Here is a 3,488-nt window from a genome sequence, read left to right as displayed (position 1 = left end):
GGCTCCGCCCCCCCCCGCGCGTGGGCGGGTGGCGGCGCCTCCAATACCGGCCCCCCCCCCCCGCGCGCCCCCCCTCCCCCGCGCCCGCGGGGGTGATCGTGGCGCACATCGTGGGCATGAGCCTCTACTGCCTGCTCGGCGCGTTCCAGTTCTCTCCCGCGCTGCGCGGGCGTCGCGTGTGGCACCGCCGCACCGGCCGGGTGCTCATCCCGGCCGGGATGATCGGCGCGCTCGCGAGCATCGCGCTGGCGGTCTTCTTCTCTGGCCCGGCTGAGGCGTTCGCCCTGGCGATCGTGCGGATCGTCTTCGCCGTGCCGATGCTCGTCTTTCTCGTGCTCGCCACCCGCGCGATCGTTCACCACCGATTCGATGCGCACGCCGCCTGGATGACACGCGCCTACGCGATCGCCGTCACGGGCGGCACGCAAGCGCTCGTGCTCATCGTGTGGTCGATCGTCGGCGGCGAGACCTCGATCGTCAGCGAGACCTGGCTCGTCGCAGTGGGCTTCGTGATCAACAGCCTCGTGGCCGAGGGGATCATTCGGCGCCGAGTGGGGGGCCGAGCCCGGCGGGTGGCGGAGCCGCTCGGTCAGCCCACCTCGCCGAGCGCGCTGTAGCGCACGATCTGCCAGCCGTTCGGCGCCGACAGCCGCTCGGAGTGCCGGTCGCACAGGTCGTAGCTGTGCGGTTCGGGCCGCGCACTCAGCGGGCCGAGCACGGCCATCGAATCGGCGTACACGTAGGTGAGGGTTCGGGCAGCGGGGTCGCTGCACGCCACCTTGCTGCACGGTCGAGCGCTCATCGTGGCTTCAGCATACGGCGGGCACGCACCGGTGCGGCGATAGGCTGGGCGCGTGGCACGAGCACCCCGGCACCCGAGCGCGCGGGCTCGCGCCCGGCACGGCCGCACGGCTCGCTCGCCCGTGACCGGGCCTCATCTGCCCCTCGCCCACACCCGGCGCGACCTCTTCGAGACGGCCGTGCAGTCGACCGCCGACTACCTGGTCGATCTGTGGCCCGATGAGCTCGCGACGCTGCGCATCGACGTGACCCCCATGCCCGATCAGCCGCCCGGGGTGCGCGGGGTGGCGCGCTGGCGGGTCGTTCCCGAGCAGAACCTCGTCGTGCTCTTCCGCATCCCCATCGAGCGCATGAGCCGCCTGCACCGCGACGACGACTGGCACCGGCGCCTCATGGTCGAGAGCTGCGTCTTTCGAGCGGTCGGCGAGCTCATCGGCAAAGACCCGTGGGATCTCGCCCCCGAGCGGTTTCGGCACTGGTGAGCCGCCCGCGCGGCTAGCGCGGGAAGATCGTGAGGGCGCTGCTCGCGGCGGGCGGCGGCAGCACGCGCGAACCGGCGAGTAGCCCCGCCGCGCGATAGCTCATGCTCGCGTGCACGGGCGCGGTCGTGCTGAGGCGCAGTGCGGTATTGGCGGGTGAGGGCACGACGACCCCGCCCCCCGCGGGCACCGTGACGACCCGTCCGTCGACCGTGACCTCGGCAGCCTCATCGGGTGCCACGAGGTGCAGCACGGCCGACCCGGCGTCGTCGAGCGGGGCCACGGCCGTCAGCACCTCCACGCCGGCCTCGAGCACCGGGCTCGGCGTGAACCACTCGACGTCGATCGTCTCGGCCGTCGCCGTGCTCGTGCGGCCTGCCACGACGATGGGCTGATCAGACTGCACGATGACGCCGTACTCGCCGTCGGCGAGCAGCGTGATGGGCAGATCGAGAACGGTGCCCGCCTCGAGCAGGGTCTCGGTCACGAGCCCGACCCCGCCGTCTTGCGCCACGAGCGTCACCGTCACGGCGGCGTCGTCGGCGCCCGGTGCGAGCAGGCGGAGGGCCGTCAGGCCGTCGACGCCGCCGTCAGCGGTCGAGCGCTCGAGCGCGAGCTGCCCTGCGATGACCGGCAGGCCGGCGATGACGTGCCGCGATGCCGGCTCGGCGAGTGGCGTGATGATGCTCAGGCCGCTCGGGGTCAACCCCCGCACGATCGAGGTCTGCATCGTCGCGGCCACCGACCCGCCCGAGCTCGAGACCTGCACGACCGGCGAGGGTTCGTCGACCGCGAGCCCCGCGAGCGGCACGACGCGCTGGCTACCGGCCGGCACCGTGATGCCGGATGCTCCGGGCGCCTCGAGCGGGCCCGTCGACCCCCACAGGCGCAGGTCGACCGTCGCATCGACGTCGTCGGCGTTCGTCAGCACGACCCACGAGGTGCGGCCGACCGTCGTGGCACCGCCGACGAGCCAGGCGCTGCGGGCCGGGGCGAGGCACTCGGCCGCCGCGAGGCCCGTCACCTCGGGCGTGCCGGCGAGCACCGACTGGCTGGCGGCGAGGCCCGCGCCGGGAGCGTCGCGGGGAAGCGTCACGACCACGGCGCCCCCGTCGATCGCGTCGCTCGTGTCGATGCGCGACTCGACGAGGCCTTCGCCGACGCTGCGGCGCCGATCGTCGGCGACCGTCGTCAGCTGCGGATCGGCACCGCGCGTGAGTCCGAGCGCGGCGCCCGCGCACACGAGCGACTGGTCGGGCCGGTCGGGCTGCACCGCGAGCGCGGGAACGATCGGGGTGACGCTCGGGCCCGGCACCACGAGCACCCCCGCGCCCAGGGCGGCGGCGGTCGCGGCCACGATGATCGCGAGGGATGCACGGCCTCCCGCCGCGAGCACCCGAGCACCGCGCCCGCTCGTCGCGGGTGTCGACGCGGATGCCGTGATCGCATCGGGCGTGGTCGCTTCGGGCGCGATCCGATCGGGCCCGATCCGATCGGGTCCCAGGGGGTCACTCATCGTCATCACCCGCTTCGAAGGTCGGCGCCGGTGAGTCGTCGGCGTGAGCGTCGGTCCGCGCGCGTCGCGGCCGGAGGCTCGTCGGCACCGCGAGCAGCAGGGTGAGGCCGAGGATGACGAGCTGGGCCGTGAGCACCGCGGTGCTCGCGACGGGGCGAGCGGCCACGGGCGCCGCGCCGGTGTCATCCGGCACGACCCGCCACAGCCGGCCCGCGTCGGCATCACCGACGGGGGCGAGCACGGCGTTGCCGTCGAGCGCGGCGACGATGCCGTCGACCGCCGAGGCGGCCACATCGTCGCCCGAGGGCTCGAGCAGTACGAATCGGGCATCGAGAGCGTCGAGGTCGGCCGCGACATCGCGCCCGCTCGGTGCCGCGAGATTGCCCACGAGCTGCGCGAGGGCCGCGCTCTCGGCAGGGGTTTCTGACGCCACGAGAACCCCGGTGGCCGCGAATGTGCGTTGCTCGATGAGGGTCGACCCCGCACCGCGCTCGACGCGCGCCGCAAGACCGCCCTCGACCGGCGTGAGCACGATCGTGCCGATCGCGGGGTCGCGCTGGGCCTCGGCCGCGACGAGAGCGGGCAGCGTGCGCGGTTCGCTCGCCGCGACGGCTGTGCCCCCTGTGGCCGACACGGCGACGAGCGGCGCGACCGCGACCGCGGCCGCCAGCACGGCGACGGCACCGAGCGCC

4 protein-coding genes and 1 pseudogene are annotated in these 3,488 nt (G+C 74.4%); 2 read left to right on the top strand and 3 right to left on the bottom strand.

Going from position 1 to position 3,488, the window contains the following annotated elements:
• Window positions 1-98: 98 nt before the first annotated feature.
• Window positions 99-617: a DUF2306 domain-containing protein gene (locus tag ACK4HH_RS13175; protein ID WP_409652815.1), complete on the top strand. Its 519-nt coding sequence runs from the start codon at window positions 99-101 to the stop codon at window positions 615-617.
• On the opposite strand, the gene ACK4HH_RS13170 is transcribed toward ACK4HH_RS13175, so the two are convergent.
• The gene (locus ACK4HH_RS13170; RefSeq protein WP_409652811.1) at window positions 590-802 is read right to left on the bottom strand and encodes a DUF3499 family protein; all 213 of its coding nucleotides are present in this window, start codon (window positions 800-802) and stop codon (window positions 590-592) included. The genes ACK4HH_RS13175 and ACK4HH_RS13170 overlap by 28 nt on opposite strands.
• Before the next feature lie 52 nt (window positions 803-854).
• Between ACK4HH_RS13170 and ACK4HH_RS13165 the strand changes: the two genes are divergently transcribed.
• Entirely contained in the window at window positions 855-1,283 is a 429-nt protein-coding gene (locus ACK4HH_RS13165; RefSeq protein WP_409652808.1) for a hypothetical protein, read from the top strand.
• A gap of 13 nt (window positions 1,284-1,296) precedes the next feature.
• Here ACK4HH_RS13165 and ACK4HH_RS13160 read toward each other — a convergent pair whose 3' ends face one another.
• Window positions 1,297-2,796: a DUF5719 family protein gene (locus ACK4HH_RS13160; protein WP_409652806.1), complete on the bottom strand. Its 1,500-nt coding sequence runs from the start codon at window positions 2,794-2,796 to the stop codon at window positions 1,297-1,299.
• Window positions 2,789-3,488 (bottom strand): annotated as a pseudogene (locus ACK4HH_RS13155) (glycosyltransferase family 2 protein); the annotation flags it as partial. The pseudogene ACK4HH_RS13155 and the gene ACK4HH_RS13160, both read right to left, overlap by 8 nt.

It is taken from the genome of Microcella sp. (assembly GCF_046296455.1).
In the GTDB taxonomy this organism is placed as follows: Bacteria; Actinomycetota; Actinomycetes; order Actinomycetales; family Microbacteriaceae; genus Microcella.
This window is presented reverse-complemented; position numbering and strand designations above follow the sequence as displayed.

Coding starts and splice junctions, on each gene's coding strand:
- ACK4HH_RS13170 (WP_409652811.1), bottom strand. CDS start 802: ATGAGCGCTCGACCGTGCAGCAAGGTGGCGTGCAGCGACCCCGCTGCC.
- ACK4HH_RS13160 (WP_409652806.1), bottom strand. CDS start 2,796: ATGAGTGACCCCCTGGGACCCGATCGGATCGGGCCCGATCGGATCGCG.